Annotated in this window: 17 protein-coding genes; 5 read left to right on the top strand and 12 right to left on the bottom strand. The window is 68.3% G+C overall.

All coding sequences use genetic code 11. The features are described 5' to 3' along the window. Positions 1–37: 37 nt before the first annotated feature. The 5 genes from pspM to pgsA form a co-directional block, all read right to left on the bottom strand. Positions 38–949, bottom strand: a complete 912-nt coding sequence (pspM, locus tag K7711_RS26015) for a phage shock envelope stress response protein PspM (protein WP_235747766.1) — start codon at positions 947–949, stop codon at positions 38–40. 44 nt (positions 950–993) lie between these two features. Next, a complete protein-coding gene (locus tag K7711_RS26010; protein ID WP_222972060.1) occupies positions 994–1,821 on the bottom strand; it encodes a PspA/IM30 family protein in 828 nt (275 codons plus the stop codon). A gap of 219 nt (positions 1,822–2,040) precedes the next feature. Then, positions 2,041–2,454 (bottom strand): helix-turn-helix domain-containing protein, encoded by a 414-nt coding sequence (locus K7711_RS26005; protein ID WP_040825507.1) that lies wholly within the window; start codon positions 2,452–2,454, stop codon positions 2,041–2,043. 127 nt (positions 2,455–2,581) lie between these two features. Beyond that, positions 2,582–3,073: a CinA family protein gene (locus K7711_RS26000; RefSeq protein WP_222972059.1), complete on the bottom strand. Its 492-nt coding sequence runs from the start codon at positions 3,071–3,073 to the stop codon at positions 2,582–2,584. Then, positions 3,070–3,753, bottom strand: a complete 684-nt coding sequence (gene pgsA / locus K7711_RS25995) for a CDP-diacylglycerol--glycerol-3-phosphate 3-phosphatidyltransferase (protein WP_372460189.1) — start codon at positions 3,751–3,753, stop codon at positions 3,070–3,072. The genes K7711_RS26000 and pgsA overlap by 4 nt, the downstream gene beginning before the upstream one ends. A gap of 107 nt (positions 3,754–3,860) precedes the next feature. On the opposite strand from pgsA, the gene K7711_RS25990 reads away from it, so the two are divergent. From K7711_RS25990 to K7711_RS25975, 4 genes are all read left to right on the top strand, one after another. Then, the gene (locus K7711_RS25990) at positions 3,861–4,403 is read left to right on the top strand and encodes an amino-acid N-acetyltransferase (protein ID WP_222972058.1); all 543 of its coding nucleotides are present in this window, start codon (positions 3,861–3,863) and stop codon (positions 4,401–4,403) included. Between the two features lie 55 nt (positions 4,404–4,458). Continuing rightward, complete coding sequence (locus K7711_RS25985; RefSeq protein WP_222972057.1) at positions 4,459–4,743, top strand: YciI family protein; 285 nt, start codon at positions 4,459–4,461, stop codon at positions 4,741–4,743. 190 nt (positions 4,744–4,933) lie between these two features. Then, positions 4,934–5,350 carry a nuclear transport factor 2 family protein gene (locus K7711_RS25980; RefSeq protein WP_222972056.1) on the top strand — a complete coding sequence of 139 codons (417 nt, stop codon included), beginning with the start codon at positions 4,934–4,936 and terminating at the stop codon, positions 5,348–5,350. A gap of 42 nt (positions 5,351–5,392) precedes the next feature. Then, entirely contained in the window at positions 5,393–5,824 is a 432-nt protein-coding gene (locus K7711_RS25975) for a TIGR03668 family PPOX class F420-dependent oxidoreductase (protein WP_222972055.1), read from the top strand. On the opposite strand, the gene K7711_RS49355 is transcribed toward K7711_RS25975, so the two are convergent. The 5 genes from K7711_RS49355 to dapA all read right to left on the bottom strand — a co-directional run bounded on the left by K7711_RS49355 (position 5,727) and on the right by dapA (position 12,938). After that, positions 5,727–6,110 (bottom strand): SEC-C metal-binding domain-containing protein, encoded by a 384-nt coding sequence (locus K7711_RS49355; RefSeq protein WP_222972054.1) that lies wholly within the window; start codon positions 6,108–6,110, stop codon positions 5,727–5,729. The two genes, K7711_RS25975 and K7711_RS49355, sit on opposite strands and share 98 nt — an antisense overlap. A 32-nt stretch (positions 6,111–6,142) precedes the next feature. Beyond that, positions 6,143–8,764, bottom strand: coding sequence for an FtsK/SpoIIIE family DNA translocase (locus K7711_RS25965; RefSeq protein WP_222972053.1), 2,622 nt, complete (start codon positions 8,762–8,764; stop codon positions 6,143–6,145). A 226-nt stretch (positions 8,765–8,990) separates the two neighbouring features. After that, positions 8,991–9,614, bottom strand: coding sequence for a TIGR03085 family metal-binding protein (locus tag K7711_RS25960; RefSeq protein WP_222972052.1), 624 nt, complete (start codon positions 9,612–9,614; stop codon positions 8,991–8,993). Between the two features lie 334 nt (positions 9,615–9,948). Continuing rightward, positions 9,949–12,033 carry a ribonuclease J gene (locus K7711_RS25955; RefSeq protein ID WP_222972051.1) on the bottom strand — a complete coding sequence of 695 codons (2,085 nt, stop codon included), beginning with the start codon at positions 12,031–12,033 and terminating at the stop codon, positions 9,949–9,951. Then, positions 12,030–12,938 (bottom strand): 4-hydroxy-tetrahydrodipicolinate synthase, encoded by a 909-nt coding sequence (gene dapA, locus K7711_RS25950; protein ID WP_222972050.1) that lies wholly within the window; start codon positions 12,936–12,938, stop codon positions 12,030–12,032. The genes K7711_RS25955 and dapA overlap by 4 nt, the downstream gene beginning before the upstream one ends. Positions 12,939–13,331: 393 nt before the next feature. Here dapA and K7711_RS25945 point away from each other — a divergent pair, with 393 nt between their 5' ends. After that, positions 13,332–13,784, top strand: coding sequence for a hypothetical protein (locus tag K7711_RS25945; RefSeq protein ID WP_222972049.1), 453 nt, complete (start codon positions 13,332–13,334; stop codon positions 13,782–13,784). Positions 13,785–13,911: 127 nt separating this feature from the next. Here K7711_RS25945 and K7711_RS25940 read toward each other — a convergent pair whose 3' ends face one another. Together K7711_RS25940 and K7711_RS25935 are read right to left on the bottom strand one after the other, a co-directional pair. After that, positions 13,912–14,955 (bottom strand): DUF8320 family protein, encoded by a 1,044-nt coding sequence (locus tag K7711_RS25940; RefSeq protein WP_222972048.1) that lies wholly within the window; start codon positions 14,953–14,955, stop codon positions 13,912–13,914. Further along, the gene (locus K7711_RS25935; RefSeq protein WP_222972047.1) at positions 14,942–16,162 is read right to left on the bottom strand and encodes a sensor histidine kinase; all 1,221 of its coding nucleotides are present in this window, start codon (positions 16,160–16,162) and stop codon (positions 14,942–14,944) included. Before K7711_RS25935 ends, K7711_RS25940 begins: the two co-directional genes overlap by 14 nt. Positions 16,163–16,280 lie beyond the last annotated feature (118 nt).

Raw genomic sequence — 16,280 nt, 5'->3', positions numbered from 1 at the left:
CGCAGCGAAACTGTCACAGTCCCCGGTCGACCGGAGACTACGCGCGGAACCGGCTGTCCGCGAGCTCGGTCAGCGCCTGCGCCCAGCCGTCCAGGCGGTCGGCGGATTCGCGCAGATTCAGTAGGGCCCAATCGGTTTCGGACAGGACCGCGGCGGATTCGGGGACCGCGAGGATACGGCCCGCGGCGGCGACCAACGCCTCGTATTCGATGACGCCCGAGTCGAGCCGGGCGATCACCACGCGTACCTGGCCGGACAGGTCCAGGCCCGGGATCGAATCACCCTCGCCCACAACCTCGGCCGTCTTCTCCATGGCGGCGATGTCCGCGGCCAGTGCGTGCAGCGCCGCGGCGCAGGAGGCGGCGGTCTCGACGGTGTCGGCGAGATCCTCCGCAGGCATCCGACCACCCTGCGAGATCCGCCCGCTCAGGGCGTGCAACGCGGCCTCGGCGCGCACCAGCCGCGCGATCGATCCGCGCGCCGCCGACCGGACCGGCGGCAGGCGACGCGGCACGAATGCCGCCTGCGGCAAGGGATTTCGACGAAGTTGCAGATAATTCCGGGTGCTGACGGCGGCGCCGGTCACCATGGCCGCCGCACCGCTGCCCAGCACGATCACCGCCCAGGCCGGAGCCGAGACGACCACCAGTCCCGCGGCGCCCAGGGCGGTGATTCCGGAGGCGGCACTCCACCACAGACTGCGTCGCCGGGCGCGCCTGCGCCGTCGCAATTCCCGCTCACGCGGATCTGCCCAGGCGCGCACCGCGTGCATCGCGGTCTCCCCCGCCTCGCGCAGGGTGTCGGGCAGCCGCCGTGCCCGGTCGAGCTGTGCGGGCTCGATCCCGGACTGCGTCAACACTTCTCGCGCCACCCGGGAGCGCATCGCACCGGATGCGCGGCCGCGGACGCGGCCCATCGCAGGCTCGTCGGCGGCCTGCGATCTCCCCATCACCTCGATGCCTTTCGAACTCGGCGCGAGCGCCGCACGGACAACTACTGCTGGGCGGCCTGGCCCGGGTTGGCCTGCGGCTGCGCGGCGGCCGGATTCGAGTTCGGGGCGGTGACCTGCGGGGTGGCATCGCCGGCGGTCAGCGAATCACCGCGCATCGACGCGCGGATCTGCTCGAGCCGGCTGTGCCCGGCCATCTGCACGCTGGCCTGCTGCACCTCCATCATGCGGCCCTGCACCGAGTTACCGGCCAGCTCGGCCGCACCCAGCGCATTGGCATAGCGGCGCTCGATCTTCTCCCGCACCGCGTCCAGACTCGGCGTGCTGCCCGGGGTGGACAGCGTCGAATCCATCGACTGCAGCGAGGCGGACACCTGCTCCTGCATCTTGGCCTGCTCGAGCTGGCTCAGCAGCTTGGTGCGCTCGGCGACCTTCTGCTGCAACAGCATCGCGTTCTGCTCGACGGCCTTCTTGGCCTGCGCGGCGGCCTGCAGCGACTGGTCGTGCAGCACCTTCAGGTCCTCGACCGACTGCTCAGCGGTGACCAGCTGCGCGGCGAACGCCTCGGCCGCGTTGGTGTACTGGATCGCCTTGTCGGTGTCACCGGCCGTGGTGGCCTGATCGGCGAGCATGACCGCCTGACGGGCGTTGGAGTTGAGCTTCTCCACCTCGTCCAGCTGACGGTTCAGCTTCATCTCCAGCTGACGCTGGTTGCCGATCACCGACGCGGCCTGCTGCGACAGTGCCTGGTGCTGCCGCTGAGCCTCCTCGATGGCCTGCTGGATCTGGACCTTCGGATCCGCGTGCTCCTCGATCTTGGAATCGAAGAGGGCCATCAGGTACTTCCAGGCCTTGACGAACGGATTAGCCATCGATTGATCCCGCCTCCATCTGACGCGCCGCGCTCCCACGCGACTGTGGTGCGCGACCGTCACGCACCCCTGTGGTACCTATCCTCCATCGCCCGGCGCCCCGGACGGGCGAACTCGCCCGGGACCGATGCTCACTAGAGAATCTATCCGTTTCCGTTCCGTCGCACAGCCTCGCCGATACCGATCACATACCTTTGCCGGTCGAATAACTTCCCCGGGTCAGTTCGCTTGGACGAGTACCAGCTTGTCGGCGGTGGGCGCCGGAATGACGATCCTGGTCTCACCCGGGATCCGGGCGAAGGTCGACGGCGACGGGGCGGGCGCGGCGTCGACCGGTGCGGCGGACGCGGTGGCGCGCTCGGCCGCGGCCGGTTCGCGCCGGGTCCGCGCGGCGGCGAAATCCTGCTCTGCCATGTTGATGCTCACATCGGACAGCACCTCGGACAACGGCACGTCCAGGGCCTCGCAGATCGCCGCCAGCAGCTCACTGGAAGCCTCCTTGCGACCGCGCTCCACCTCGGACAGATATCCCAGACTCACCCGGGCGGACGTCGACACCTCCCGCAGGGTCCGGCTCTGGGCGATCCGAGCACGCCGCAAACTATCTCCGATTGCCTCTCGCAGCAGCGTCATCTCGTTCTCCTAACGGTTCATGCCTGGCCGGACGAGCCTATGCAAGTGACAACGTCACATGCCCTCGGCTGGTTCCCAACCGTGGCCGCTGCCTCGCCGGTACCCCGGCGTCACGAGCGCTACGCGCTCATCCCCCGCCCAGGCCGCGAGCGAGTTCGGTCACGGCGGCGTGCACCGCTCCCAATCTGATCGTCCACCGGTCACCGGCCAGTTTCAACCGCAAAACCTCGGTGCTCTCCGGACCGGACACCCCCAGGAACACCGTGCCCACCGCGTGACCGTCCTGTGAGTCGGGCCCGGCCACCCCGGTCAGGCCGATTCCCCAGTCCGCTCCGCAGACTCGCCGCGCCCCGGCGGCGAGCTGTTCGGCGGTTCCGGCCGCGACCGGGCCCTCGGTGGCCAGGAGGTGCTCGTCCACCCCGGCCAGGGTGTGTTTGAGGTCGGTGGCGTAGACGATCAGGCCCCCGCGCAGGACGGCGCTGGCGCCGGGCACGCCCGCGATGGTGGCCGACAGCAGGCCCGCGGTGAGCGATTCGGCCGTCGCCACCGTCGCGCGGGCGGACAGCAGGCGTCGCACCAGGTCTGCGGCCGGGACCGCCACCGTCAGCGGATCGGTCATCGCGACTTGGCCGAGCGCGACCACAGACGCGCGGCCTGCACGACATAATCCAGGCCGGTGACCACGGTCAGCGCGACGGCCACGTACATCAACCACAGTCCCGCCGTGGCGAACGCACCCGAGAGCGGCAGTAGCAGCACCGCGATGGCGAGCGATTGCACGAGCGTCTTCAGCTTGCCGCCACGGCCCGCCGGGATGACTCCGCGCCGCACGACAGCCAGGCGCAACAGCGTGATTCCGATCTCACGGGCGCAGATCACCACCGTGATCCACCACGCCAGATCCCCCAGCGCCGACAACCCGATCAACGCCGCGCCGATCAACGCCTTGTCGGCGATCGGGTCGGCGAGTTTGCCGAAATCGGTGACCAGACCGTACTTGCGGGCCACCTGTCCGTCGATGCGGTCGGTGATCGCCGCGATGCCGAACAGCGCCGCGGCCAGAATCCGCCAGCCGGTGTCGTGCCCGGTCCCGGTGAACAGCGCCACCAGGAACAACGGCACGATCAGAATCCGCAACACGGTCAGAATGTTGGCGATGTTCAGCACCGGCACCGCGGCCGGTTCGATGCTCGGCACGGCCGGGGCCGGTACCAGATTCGGGCGCGAACGGGGCGTTTCGGTCTGCGGGCGCAGCGAGTCCGACCAGCCGCCGTCCATATCGTCGCTCTGCACGCTCACCGGCACCCTCGTCCGGGACGGGCCCGGAAAACCTCGGGCGAGCGGGCGGAGTGGATGTGCGGCACCACACCAGACTATCGGTACCGAACCCGACTACTGTGCACCCCATGACGACACGGGCGACACACAGCGGTTCGAGCGACGGGACGGTGGCGGACGCCCCGATCGTCCGCCGCGCCCGTACCTCGGACGTGCCCGCGATCAAGACCCTGGTCGACGTGTATGCCGGGCGGATTCTGCTGGAGAAGAACCTGGTCACCCTCTACGAGGCGGTCCAGGAGTTCTGGGTCGCCGAACTGGACGGCGAGTTGATCGGATGTGGCGCATTGCACGTGCTGTGGGCCGATCTGGGTGAGGTGCGCACCGTGGCGGTGCATCCGAGCGTCAAGAGCAAGGGCGTCGGCCGCCTGATCGTCGATCAGCTCATCGCGACCGCGCGGGAGTTGCAGTTGCGCCGGCTGTTCGTGCTCACCTTCGAGGTGCCCTTCTTCGAGCGGCACGGTTTCGCCGAGATCGACGGGACGCCGGTGACCGCGGAGGTGTTCGCCGAGATGTGCCGTTCCTACGACACCGGCGTCGCGGAGTTCCTGGACCTGAGCTACGTCAAACCGAACACCCTCGGCAATACTCGTATGCTGCTGAACCTCTGATCGCACGATCGAGCCTCCGCTACCCCACCCATCGCCGAACGCCCCGGGAGTCACCATGGCCATCTTCGCCGTCCTCTACACCTACGCCGAGGCCCAGGCCGCTGGTCGTGACGAGCACCGCCCGGCCCACCGCGCCTGGCTCAACGACTTGGTAGACCAGGGCACAGTCCTGACCAGCGGCCCCTACCCGAACGGCTCCGGCGCCCTGATCCTGGTCCGCGCCGATGACCTGACCGCCGCGCAGACCCTGTTCGCGCAGGACCCGTTCGCAAAGCACGACCTGCTGCACGAGGCGCGCATCGTGGAGTGGAAGCCGACCATGGGCGCGTTCGTCGACTGATCCGCAACGAAATCCCCTGCACCACAAACAATTTCACCATCGAATCAGCCACGAATCCGGCAGCGAACAAATCCGTTTCGCTGCCGGATTCTCGGTGTTACCCGAGCGTGCCGCTACCTCACGCACTACGCACAACCGGCAGGGTTCGGTACAGTGCACCTATACAACCAGTTGCATAGGTGAGGTGGCGATGCATTCATTCCGGCAGGCGGTCGAGACGCACGATGCGGCGGCGATCGAGGCGACATTGGCGGACGACGTGGTGTTCACCAGTCCGGTGGCGTTCAAGCCGTATCCGGGTAAGGCGATCACGGCGGCCATTCTGCGCGGGGTGCTGCGGGTGTTCGAGGACTTCCGCTACGTCCGGGAGATCGTCGATGCGAACGGCCGGGACGCGGCGTTGGTCTTCGAGGCCACTGTCGGCGGAAAGCATGTCAACGGTTGCGATTTCGTCCACCTGAACGAGCAGGGCAAGGTCAACGAGCTCACGGTGATGGTCCGGCCGCTCTCGGCCGCGACCGCCCTGTCCGAGGCGATGGGCGCACAGTTCGAGCAGATCCGACGCGAGGCGGCCGAGCAGATCCAGCGCGAAACCGCCGGAGCCTGAGCGCCCCGGCAATCCACCACCCGTGGTCGATACCCTGAGCACGTGCGGTTGACCGAGCAGGATGCGCTGACGCGGTTTCGTGACGCGCGGGTCGCCCGCCTCGCGACAGTGAGCGAGGACGGGCAACCGCACGTCGTCCCGGTGACCTTCGCCCTGGCCCCGGACACACCCGAGCCGATCGCAGTCTTCGCCATCGATCACAAACCCAAGACCACGACGAATCTGCGACGCTTGCGGAATATCGCTGCCACGGAACGAATTTCACTGTTGGCCGACGAATACGCCGAGGACTGGACCCGGCTGTGGTGGGTCCGCCTGGACGGCACGGCCCGCATCCTCACCGAACCATCGGACCGCGCCGCGCCGATCGCCTGGCTCACCGCGAAATACCAGCAGTACCAAGACAATCCACCACAGGGCCCGGTAGTCCGGATCGCCGTGCGGACAATCTCCGGCTGGTCCTACACCGGTTGATCAGTCCCGCACGTAGTAGTGCCCGAGACTGTCGTCGAACCGTCCCGAAGACCGGCAACAGCGACGGAAACCGACGCCCGGATCCACAGGGACACAGATCGTTTCCACCGAGCTTCTCGATCAGCTCGGTATCCTCGCCGACACTGCGAGCACCACGTTTGACGCTGGTCTCGCTAAGGGAAACCCCTGCGGCGCTTACTGGTTCGCTCGAAACGAACTCTCGAAATCGGAGCGCTTCACGACAACCTCCTCCATCGCGGAACAAACAGCCGCCAGAAAATAACACTCCGGCGGCTGCCGTCGCACGCGAATTTTCGTCTACCCCGCACTCTCGGATGCGGCGTCGTCGGACACGTCGGCCGGATCTCCACCACGAATCGTGTACAGCAGGCCATCCAACTCGTCCGGCTTGATCAGCACGTCACGCGCCTTGGATCCCTCGCTGGGACCGACGACGCCGCGGGTCTCCATGAGATCCATCAGGCGACCGGCCTTGGCGAAACCGACCCGCAGCTTGCGCTGGAGCATCGAGGTGGAGCCGAACTGCGAGGTGACGACCAGTTCCACCGCTTGGACGAACAGGTCCAGATCGTCGCCGATATCGGGATCGACGTCTTTCTTCTCCCCGGCCTTGGCGGCGGTGACGCCCTCGGTGTAATCGGGTTCGGCCTGATTCTTCGCGAAATCGACGACGCCCTGGATCTCCTCGTCGGAGATGAACGCACCCTGCAGACGGGTCGGCTTGGACGCGCCCATCGGCAGGAACAGCCCGTCGCCCATACCGATCAGCTTCTCCGCACCGGGCTGATCGAGGATGACGCGCGAGTCGGTCAGCGAGGAGGTGGCGAACGCCAGCCGCGAGGGGACGTTGGTCTTGATCAGACCGGTCACCACATCCACCGAGGGACGCTGCGTGGCCAGGACCAGGTGGATGCCCGCCGCACGAGCCTTCTGGGTGATGCGCACGATCGCATCCTCCACATCGCGCGGCGCGGTCATCATCAGATCCGCGAGCTCGTCGACGATGGCCAGGATGTACGGGTACGGCCGGTAGACACGCTCGCTGCCCAGCGGCGTGGTGATCTGCCCCGACTTGACCTTCTTGTTGAAGTCGTCGATGTGGCGGACCTTGCTGGCCTGCATGTCCTGGTAGCGCTGCTCCATCTCCTCCACCAGCCAGGCCAGCGCGGCGGCGGCCTTCTTCGGCTGGGTGATGATGGGCGTGATCAGATGCGGAATGCCCTCGTACGGTGTGAGTTCCACCATCTTCGGGTCGATCAGGATCATCCGCACCTCCTCGGGGGTGGCGCGGTGCAGCAGCGAGACCAGCATCGAGTTCACGAAGCTCGACTTACCCGAACCGGTGGAGCCGGCGACCAGCAGATGCGGCATCTTGGCCAGGTTCGCCGAGAGGTACTCCCCCTCGATGTTCTTGCCCAGGCCGATCAGCAGCGGATGCTGGTCGTTGCGGGTGGAGGGCGCCTTGAGCACGTCGGCCAGGCGCACGAGTTCGCGGTCGGCGTTGGGCACCTCGATGCCGACGGCCGACTTGCCCGGGATCGGAGCCAGCAGGCGGACGTTCTCGGTGGCGACGGCGTAGGCGATATTGCGGGCCAGCGCGGTGATCTTCTCGACCTTCACGCCCGGACCGAGTTCCACCTCGTACCGGGTGACCGTCGGGCCGCGCACGAATCCGGTGACCGCGGCGTCGATCTTGAACTGCACCAGCACCTCGGTGATCGCCTCGATCATCGATTCGTTGGCGGCGCTGCGTTTCTTCGGCGGCTCGCCGTCGGTCAGCAGGGACAGCGGCGGGAGCTGGTAGTCGCCGTCGACCTGGCGTTCGGTGACGAATTCCAGTTGCTGCGGTTCCGGGGGCGGCGGGGTCTGATCGATGACCTTGGGCGCCTTGCGCTTCGGCTTCGGCTCGGGTGCGGGCTCGGACTTCTCCGCCGCGACGGGCTTGGCGTCCTGCAGCGGAGGCTCGCCCATGATCTCGGTGGCCGAATCGGATCCGCCGAATTCGTCGGTCGGGTAGTTCTCCTCGGGTGTGCGGCCGCGCCGCCGACGCGGACGCGGCTCGTGCACCGGCAGGCCGTTCTCGTCGTACTCGTCCGAGTCGTACCCGTATCGGTCGTCGTACGAGTCGTATTCGTCGCGAGCGTCGGTGCCGAACAGCCAGCGCAGGCGATCGGGCACCTCGCGCACCGTCGTCCCGGTCAGCAGCAGCACACCGAATGCGATGGCGAGCAACAACAGTGGGGTGGCCAGCCAGGCGGTCAGGCCGTTGCGCAGCGGCCCGCCCATCACGTAACCGACGAAACCCGCCGCGTGCGCGCGGCCGTGCGCGTCGGTCGGCGAACCGGCCGCGATGTGCCACACCCCCAGGACCGGGAGCGCGACGAGCAGCCCGCCGAGTACCAGTCGGGGCCGGATCTCCGGGCGCGGTTCGGTGCGCATCAGCACCACCGCGATCGCGCAGGCCACGAGAGGCAGTGCGGCCGAAGCGGATCCGGTGAACAGCCGCACGGCCGTATCGATCGCGTGCCCGACCGGACCGCCCGCGGACAGCCAGACCGCCGCGGCGATGATCACACTGAATGCCACCAGCGCCAAGGCGATTCCGTCGCGGCGATGCCCGTGCTCGATCTCCCCGGCACGGCTCAGCGTGCGAGTGGTGGCGCCCATCCCGCGGGCGAGCATGGTCCAGCCGTTGCCGACGCCGCGCCGGAAAACCGCCAGAGGTGCGGTGTTGGAACGGGCCCGCGGCGCCGGACGGCGAGCCGGGGCCTTTCGCGCGCGTGGCGCGGGATTCTTCCGAGAGTTGGCCGAGGATGATCCGGAACGCGAACCGGCCGAACGGGACCGTGCCGGAGCCCGCCCCCGCGCCGATCCCGCCCGCGAACGAGACGCCGTGGTGCTGCGGGACTTGCCTGCCATACCCTCAGGCTAGCCGCAACAGCCCCATCCAGACCATCCGCAACACCCACCCCACACACATCAGCCGGGGAAATCTGGGCGACCGTCCGGCGAACCGATGTCAACGAACACCCCGCCGAGAGCTGTGTCACAGAATATCGGCAGACCGCGCCGCCACCCACTCGACACGCCCCACGACGCTCCGCAGACGACCGATTCTCCGGCCTCGGAAGCGATCGAGCGCGGCTCAGATGCTCCGGTCGCAGTCGTGGACCGCGCGCACGTCCTCGTCGCTGCCGGTGGCGGTGAGCCGCACCTCCTTGCGGCCGAAGGCGTGCAGCAGCAACTCCGAAGGCGGGCCGGTGAGCACCACCTCGGAGCCATCGACACTGTGCGCGGTGACGCGCTCACCGTCCGGGGTCGCCAGCACCACCGTCACCGGGGCCTTGCGGTAGGCCATACGAGCCATGCGGCGCAGGGCATTCCAGAGATTCCGCTCATCCTCGGCGGCCAATTCCCTGGGCTCCCAACCCGGTTCGGCGCGCCGCACATCCTCGTGATGGACGAACATCTCGGTCAGGTTGGCCACCGCGTCGACCGGCCGCAGCGGCGACCACCACGGCGGGCCGGTGCGAACCTGCTCCAGCAGTTCGGCGAACGGCCGCTGCGCCGCCTTGGCCTGCACCGAATCCAGGTACCCGGCAAGGGATTTGATCATGATGCCGGGCGCGGCATCGGGCCGCCGCTCCCGCACGACCAGATGCGCGGCCAGATCCTGCACCGTCCAGGTCCCACACAACGTCGGCGCGTCCGGCCCCGCGGCGGTCATCGCCACAACCAACGCCCGCCGCTCGTCCTGAGCCATACTCATAGGCCAACCCTATCCACACCCACGTCACCGGGCGACCTCTCCACCCCGCGCCCCGGCAGCAAATCCGCACTCAACCAACCTCGAGCCGGTCGGAACCGCAGAACCACCTCCGCGACGTGCGCGGCGGACCCGGCGCTGCTCCGAAGATCACCACGGCGAAGCGTCTCCATACGCCGGAATAGTCAGGCAAGACACGCCAACTCCAAAGGTTTTCGGCGCGGGCTCGTCGTTCAGCCCTCGAAGCGCATGGGCGAAGCCCGAGTCTCGAGGGCTGAACGACGAGCCTTACAGCGCCGAAAACCCGCCGCAGCGAAGCGGAGGCCGAAAATACAGCTCAGACTCCCATTACGGTGGGCACGATCATCGGGCGGCGGCGGTAGGTGTCGGCGACCCAGCGGCCCACCACGCGGCGGACGCTCTGGGCGATGCGGTGGGTGTCGGTGATGCCCTCACCGGCCAGGCGGACCAACTCGGCCTCGACCAGCGTATGAGCCTCGCTCAGGGCGTCGGGATCATCGGAGAAGCCGCGGCCGCTGACCTCGGGAGTGCTGACCGCCTTACCGGTCGTCGCGTCGACGGCGACGGTGATCGAGATGAAACCACCCTCACCCAGCACGAGGCGATCGGACAGGGTCGACTCGCCGACGTCACCGACCGAGAGGCCGTCGACGTAGACCTGTCCGACCGGCACCCGGCCCACGATCGAGGCGATGCCGTCGACCAGATCGACCACCACGCCGTCCTCGGCCAGGATCACCCGATCGGCCGGGACACCGGTCGCCGCGGCCAGCGCACCGTTCGCGCGCAGATGCCGCCATTCGCCGTGCACCGGCATCGCGTTGGTAGGCCGCACCGCGTTGTACAGGTACAGCAGCTCACCGGCCGACGCGTGCCCGGAGACGTGCACCTTGGCACTCTGCTGGGTGACCACCGTCGCGCCGAGCCGGGCCAGGCCGTTGACCACGCCGAACACGGCGTTCTCGTTACCCGGGATCAGCGAGGAGGCCAGCACGACCAGATCGTCGGCGCGGATGTTGATCTGGCGGTGATCCCCGCGAGCCATCCGCGACAGCGCCGAGAGCGGCTCACCCTGCGATCCGGTGGAGATCAGCACCAGCTTGTGCACCGGCAGGTTGGCGGCCTGATCCAGATCCACCACCACGCTGTCCGGAATTTCCAGATAACCCAGATCCTGCGCGATCTGCATATTGCGCACCATGGAGCGGCCGACGAAGCAGACCCGCCGGTCGTAGCGCTGGGCGACCTCGACGACCTGCTGGATGCGGTGCACATGGCTGGCGAAGGAGGCGACGATCACCCGGCCCTTGGCCTTGCCGATGACGTTGTCCAGCACCGGGCCGATCTCACGCTCGGGCGTGACGAACCCGGGCACCTCGGCGTTGGTGGAGTCGACCAGGAACAGGTCCACGCCCTCGTCGCCGAGCCGGGAGAATCCGGCCAGGTCGGTCAGGCGGCCGTCCAGCGGCAGCTGATCGAGTTTGATGTCACCGGTGTGCAACACCAGGCCCGCAGGGGTGCGGATGGCAACCGCGATGGCATCCGGAATCGAATGGTTGACCGCGAAGTATTCGCATTCGAACGGGCCGTGCGTGGTCTTCTCACCCTCGGCGACCTCGATCAGCTTCGGCTGCAACCGGTGCTCCCGGCACTTGGCCGCGACCAGGGCGAGCGTGAACTTCGAACCGATCACCGGAATGTCGCGGCGTTGCCGCAGCAGGAACGGCACCGCGCCGATGTGATCCTCGTGGCCGTGCGTGAGCACGACCGCGACCACATCGTCCATCCGGTCCTCGATCGGCCGGAAATCGGGCAGGATCAGATCCACACCGGGCTGCTGATCCTCCGGGAACAGCACACCGCAGTCGACGATGAGCAGTTTGCCGCCGAACTCGAACACGGTCATGTTGCGGCCGATCTCGCCGATACCGCCGAGAGCGAACACGCGTAACCCGTTGCGCGGCAACGTCGGCGGCAGACCCGCGGGCTGACCGAGGACCGAGCCCGGTTGCGGGGCAGCGGTTTCGGACCGCTTCGAGGGCTGCCGGCCACGGCCCGACCGACGCGCGGAACCGCCGCGATCGGATTTGTCCTGCGCGCCCTTGTCCGGTGCGGACTCGCCCTTCGCGGCGCGAGCGACCTTCTCCGGCTGTGTGTCCTGGGCCCGGGTCTTCGCGACCCGGGTCTCCTCCTTGGCCGACTTGGCTCGCCCGGCCCGCTTCTTCGGCTCCTCCGAAACCGCTTCCGCCACAGCCGGTTCCGGCGCAACCGGTTCCGGCGCAACCGGTTCCGGTACAACCACCGGTTCCGGCGGCGGGGCCGGAGCCGGAGCACCAGCGGAGCGGGAGGCCGCCCGCCGAGGACGACGCGTCACGGGCGCACCCGAATTCTCTTCACTCATTTCAGCACCCCCGCGGCCCGCAGATCTGCGGCAACCGCTTCGAGTTGTTCGGCATCGGGCATCAACTGGGGCAGACGCGGCTCACCGGTCTCCACCCCGAGCAGCCGCAACGCCGCCTTGGTCATCGACACACCGCCCACCCGGGCCATCGCCCGGCACAGCGGCAACATACTTACGTGGAGCTCACGCGCTTTCACCACGTCACCGGCGAGATAGGCATCCCGCAGCTGACACAGCCGCTCGGGCACGAGATGCCCGATCACGCTGATGAATCCGACCGCGCCGACCGACAGCCACGGCAGATTCAGGATGTCATCGCCCGAGTAGTAGGCCAGATCGGTCTCGCTGATCAGCTGCGCACCACCGGCCAGATCACCCTTGGCGTCCTTCACCGCGACGATCCGCGGATGCTCCGACAGCCGCAGAATCGTCTCCGACGCGATCGGCACCACCGAGCGCGGCGGAATGTCGTACAACGTCACGGGCAGATCGGTGGCATCGGCGACCGCCGTGAAATGCGCGATCAGCCCCTCCTGCGTGGGACGCGAATAGTACGGGGTCACCACGAGCAGCCCGTGCGCGCCCGCGCGCTGCGCATTACGAGCCAGCTCGATGCTGTGCGCGGTGTCGTAGGTACCGGCCCCGGCGATGACGGTCACCCGGTCACCCACACCGTCGACGACCGCGCGCAGCAGATCGAACTTCTCACTCTCGGTGGTCGTCGGAGACTCCCCGGTGGTGCCGGAGATGGCCAGCAGGTCGACGCCCTGATCGACCAGATGGGCGGCCAGTGCGACGCCGGCATCGACATCGAGCTTGCCGTCGGCAGTAAAGGGAGTCACCATCGCGACACCGACCGTGCCGGACGCGCGCAGCCCGTTCCCCGTCGATTCACCGTTCGTCATGGTCAAAAAGGCTACTGTGTCTTCTGCCTCCGCTTCGCTCCGGCTGGTTTTTCGGCGCCCTCAGGCTCGTCGTTGCGCACTCGAGACTCGGGCTTCGCCCATGCGCTTCGAGCGCGCAACGACGAGCCGCGCCGAAAAACTTGCAGGTGTTCTTGCTGAGCCTTTCGCTTCGCGGGCGAGTTCCGGCCGGACGCAGACGCTTCGCCGCTGGGCACGTCGCCAGTCGTTCACAAGCGTCGTCGCCGGTTATTCGCTGGGCACGTCGTCAACCGCTCGGTGAGTCCGTCGACAGTTGTTCGGTGAGTGCGTCAGCAGCCAGTCGGGGACACATCAGCATTTGTTTGCCGGACATTTTTCCTTGAATGATGTCACTGGTGACGTCACAATGGCGTCATGGATATCGATAAGTACACCGCGCGGCTACGCGAGGATCTGGTGACCGCTGCCGCTCTCGGCGACGAGAAGACCCAGGCCACTGCGGCAGCGCTGGCTTCCGCAACCGAGAACGCCGCGCGGCTCACGCTGCTGGCGGCGTTGTCGGATCTGGCGGCCGAGGTCAGTACGGAGCTCGGCGATCGCACCGTGCACGTCTCGCTGGACGGGACCGATGCGAAGGTGGACGTTCGCAAGAACGCCCCGTCACCCGACGAGGACTCTCCGACCTTCGAGGACATCACCGGTGACATCAGCCGCGTGACCCTGCGCATGGTCGACCAGATCAAGTCCCGCGCGCAGCAGGCCGCCGAGCAGAACGGCATGTCGCTGAACTCGTGGCTGTCCACGACCGTCCAGGATGCGCTGCGCGATCAGACTCGCTGGGGCGGGCCGAGGCGTCGCGAGGACTGAACTACGTTCGCGCACAGGGTAATCAACCGGAGACGCCAGGGTGGCGTCACCATGACATCAGGTGAGCCACCCGTGCTGGTCGACGTACACGCACACCGGAATGCGCGCATCCCGCCGACGGGCTCGCTCAGGTGCTCACCGCGACATTGCCGTCGGTATCGATCTCGGTGCGCCGGTCGTCATCGGCGGCGTGCGCGAGAACCGTCGCCAGCACGCGCCGCCCCAGCGGCAGTACCCGCACCGTCACCGAGCCCGCGTTCGCGGCATCCAATTCCCTTACCGCGGAATCGATCACACGTTGTCGCACCCACTGCGGCACGCCCTCGAAACCGCCGTCGTCGAGCAGGACCACCTCGACCCCGCGGGCCCGCGCACCCCGGGCCGCCCCGCTGAGCTCCTCGGTCACCAATTGCGGCGCGCGCAGGCCGTCCCGCAGCTCGGCCTCGAGCAACCGGCACTGTTCCCGCTCGGTGCCGGTCAGCACCGCGCCGTCGGCGATCCGCTCCAGGATCGGGCGCGCCACCCGATCCAGCCGGGCCAGCTGCCGGATCCGCTCACCGTCGGCGGCGATCATCGTCGCCTCGGCCGCCGCCCGAATCGTGGCCTCCTCGCGCAGCATCCGCAGCGAACGCTGGGTCGGTCGGATGATCACCGCGAACGCCGAGATGGCCGCGACCGTGCCGATCGGGACGATGGACGCCGAGACGATCGCGTCGAACCGGACATCGATCCGCAGCCCGGCGACCACCAGGACCGCCGCCGACGCGGCCACGCTCAGCCACGCCGCCGCGATCCGGCCACGCAACACCAGCGCAGCCAGGACATACGAGCAGGCGAAAGCCGTCCACACGACGTGATGTGCGGGCGCGGAACCCAGATCCACCGCCGTCAGCGCGGTGGCCACGGGCCCCGCGACGGTGACGAACACCGTCGAGCTCCACGGCAGCGGATCGTCGGGCACCAGTAGCACCAGCGCCCCGGCCGCGGCCATGATCACCAGGGCGACCAACGTCTGAGTCAGCGACGCGGCCTGCAGATTGCCGAGCATGTACAGCACGATGATCAGTTCCAGGATCAGGACGAACAGCCACGCCATCCCGCCGCGCAGGCCCAGCAGATCTCGTAGCCCGAATCGGGAGTCGAAGTCACCGCCCGCCTCACGCTGAGCCATCGCCACCCCACACCAGCGTCACGGTGGTGCCCTCTCCCGGTTGTGATTCGACGAAACCGGCACCGCCCGCGAGTTGGCGCATCCGGCCCAGAATGCTCACCGAGATGCCCAGCCGGTCCGCGGACACCTGCGCCACATCGAAACCCGCGCCGTCGTCGTTGAACACGAGCCGGATACTGCCCGCGCTGATGGTGCAGGTGACCGTGCGATGCACCGGCTGACCGGGGATCGTGGCGTGACGCAGACTGTTGCGCACCGCCTCGCCCAGCGCTGCGGCCACCGTCCCGGCCACGGCCACGGGCATCCGCAGATCGTCGAATCCGGGCCAGGTGCGGGTGGCGAAACGGATGCCGGGATTGATCTCGTGCACCGCCGAACGCAGGAAGATCACCGCCGACCGCGCATCGAGCACATCGGGTTCGCGCACCTCGACCCGGATCTCGTCGAGCTGATCCAGCGTCGACTGGGCCTGTCGCCGCAACACCGAGACCTCACCCGGCGACCCGCCGGGACAGGGTTTGGGTGCGCCCGCGGGCGGCGGACCCGCGGGCACGTCCTCCGCACCGCGGGAGGCGTCCAGCAACGTGGACAGCACCGCGTCGTGGATGAGCGCGGCGAACCGGGCGCGTTCGTGATCGCGGGCGGTGGAGGCGGCCGTCGCGGCAGCACGCCGACCGGCGACGGCCGATTCCCGGTCGACCCGCGCGCCCGCGCCCTGCGCACAGGTGACACACCACAGGAACAGAGTCGCCAGCCCGGAGGCCCGCAGCAGACCGCTCAGCGCCGACATGGTGCTGAACTGCTCGACCAGATACACGTTGACGAACGCCACCGCGGTCGAGCCCACCAGCAGATACACCACCGAGAACAACAGCCGCCAGGCCAGCGCCGCGGCGAGCATGCCCAGCGGCAGCATCCGATACAGCCATACCGAGGACGCGTCGAGGGTGTGCGGCTGCACCGCGATCGGCGTGATCGCCAGCGCGAGGAGGAAACTCAGCGCCGTCAGGCCGGACACCACGCGGATCACCGCGGGACGCGACCGCACCGACACCGCCGCCAGCACCGGGAATCCGCCGAAGGTGAGCACGGCCGCGACCGGACTCCACCAGCCCGGCGCGTCATGGCCCTGCTCGACGATCTCCGGCATCGTCACCAGGCCCATGATCACCCCGCCCAGGCCCATCGACAGGCCCAGCCGCCGCATGATCCCCTCCGACGCGGTCGGTGAGACATGCCGGGACGCAACGTATCTCCCCCTCCGGCCGACGCCTGTCGACGCCCGCGCCCCGGGACGCGCACGCGGGACGCCCCGCGCGGCGGAC

The organism is Nocardia coffeae, from assembly GCF_019890715.1.
Taxonomy (GTDB): Bacteria; Actinomycetota; Actinomycetes; order Mycobacteriales; family Mycobacteriaceae; genus Nocardia; species Nocardia jiangxiensis.
Note: the sequence above shows the minus strand (reverse complement) of the source record. Positions and strands in the feature narration are given on the sequence as shown.

Excerpts from the sequence above, each read along its gene's own strand:
- pspM (WP_235747766.1), bottom strand. The coding sequence starts at position 949 with ATGGGGAGATCGCAGGCCGCCGACGAGCCTGCGATGGGCCGCGTCCGC.
- K7711_RS26010 (WP_222972060.1), bottom strand. The coding sequence starts at position 1,821 with ATGGCTAATCCGTTCGTCAAGGCCTGGAAGTACCTGATGGCCCTCTTC.
- K7711_RS26005 (WP_040825507.1), bottom strand. The coding sequence starts at position 2,454 with ATGACGCTGCTGCGAGAGGCAATCGGAGATAGTTTGCGGCGTGCTCGG.
- K7711_RS26000 (WP_222972059.1), bottom strand. The coding sequence starts at position 3,073 with ATGACCGATCCGCTGACGGTGGCGGTCCCGGCCGCAGACCTGGTGCGA.
- K7711_RS25990 (WP_222972058.1), top strand. The coding sequence starts at position 3,861 with ATGACGACACGGGCGACACACAGCGGTTCGAGCGACGGGACGGTGGCG.
- K7711_RS25985 (WP_222972057.1), top strand. The coding sequence starts at position 4,459 with ATGGCCATCTTCGCCGTCCTCTACACCTACGCCGAGGCCCAGGCCGCT.
- K7711_RS25980 (WP_222972056.1), top strand. The coding sequence starts at position 4,934 with ATGCATTCATTCCGGCAGGCGGTCGAGACGCACGATGCGGCGGCGATC.
- K7711_RS25965 (WP_222972053.1), bottom strand. The coding sequence starts at position 8,764 with ATGGCAGGCAAGTCCCGCAGCACCACGGCGTCTCGTTCGCGGGCGGGA.
- K7711_RS25960 (WP_222972052.1), bottom strand. The coding sequence starts at position 9,614 with ATGAGTATGGCTCAGGACGAGCGGCGGGCGTTGGTTGTGGCGATGACC.
- K7711_RS25955 (WP_222972051.1), bottom strand. The coding sequence starts at position 12,033 with ATGAGTGAAGAGAATTCGGGTGCGCCCGTGACGCGTCGTCCTCGGCGG.
- dapA (WP_222972050.1), bottom strand. The coding sequence starts at position 12,938 with ATGACGAACGGTGAATCGACGGGGAACGGGCTGCGCGCGTCCGGCACG.
- K7711_RS25945 (WP_222972049.1), top strand. The coding sequence starts at position 13,332 with ATGGATATCGATAAGTACACCGCGCGGCTACGCGAGGATCTGGTGACC.
- K7711_RS25940 (WP_222972048.1), bottom strand. The coding sequence starts at position 14,955 with ATGGCTCAGCGTGAGGCGGGCGGTGACTTCGACTCCCGATTCGGGCTA.
- K7711_RS25935 (WP_222972047.1), bottom strand. The coding sequence starts at position 16,162 with ATGCGGCGGCTGGGCCTGTCGATGGGCCTGGGCGGGGTGATCATGGGC.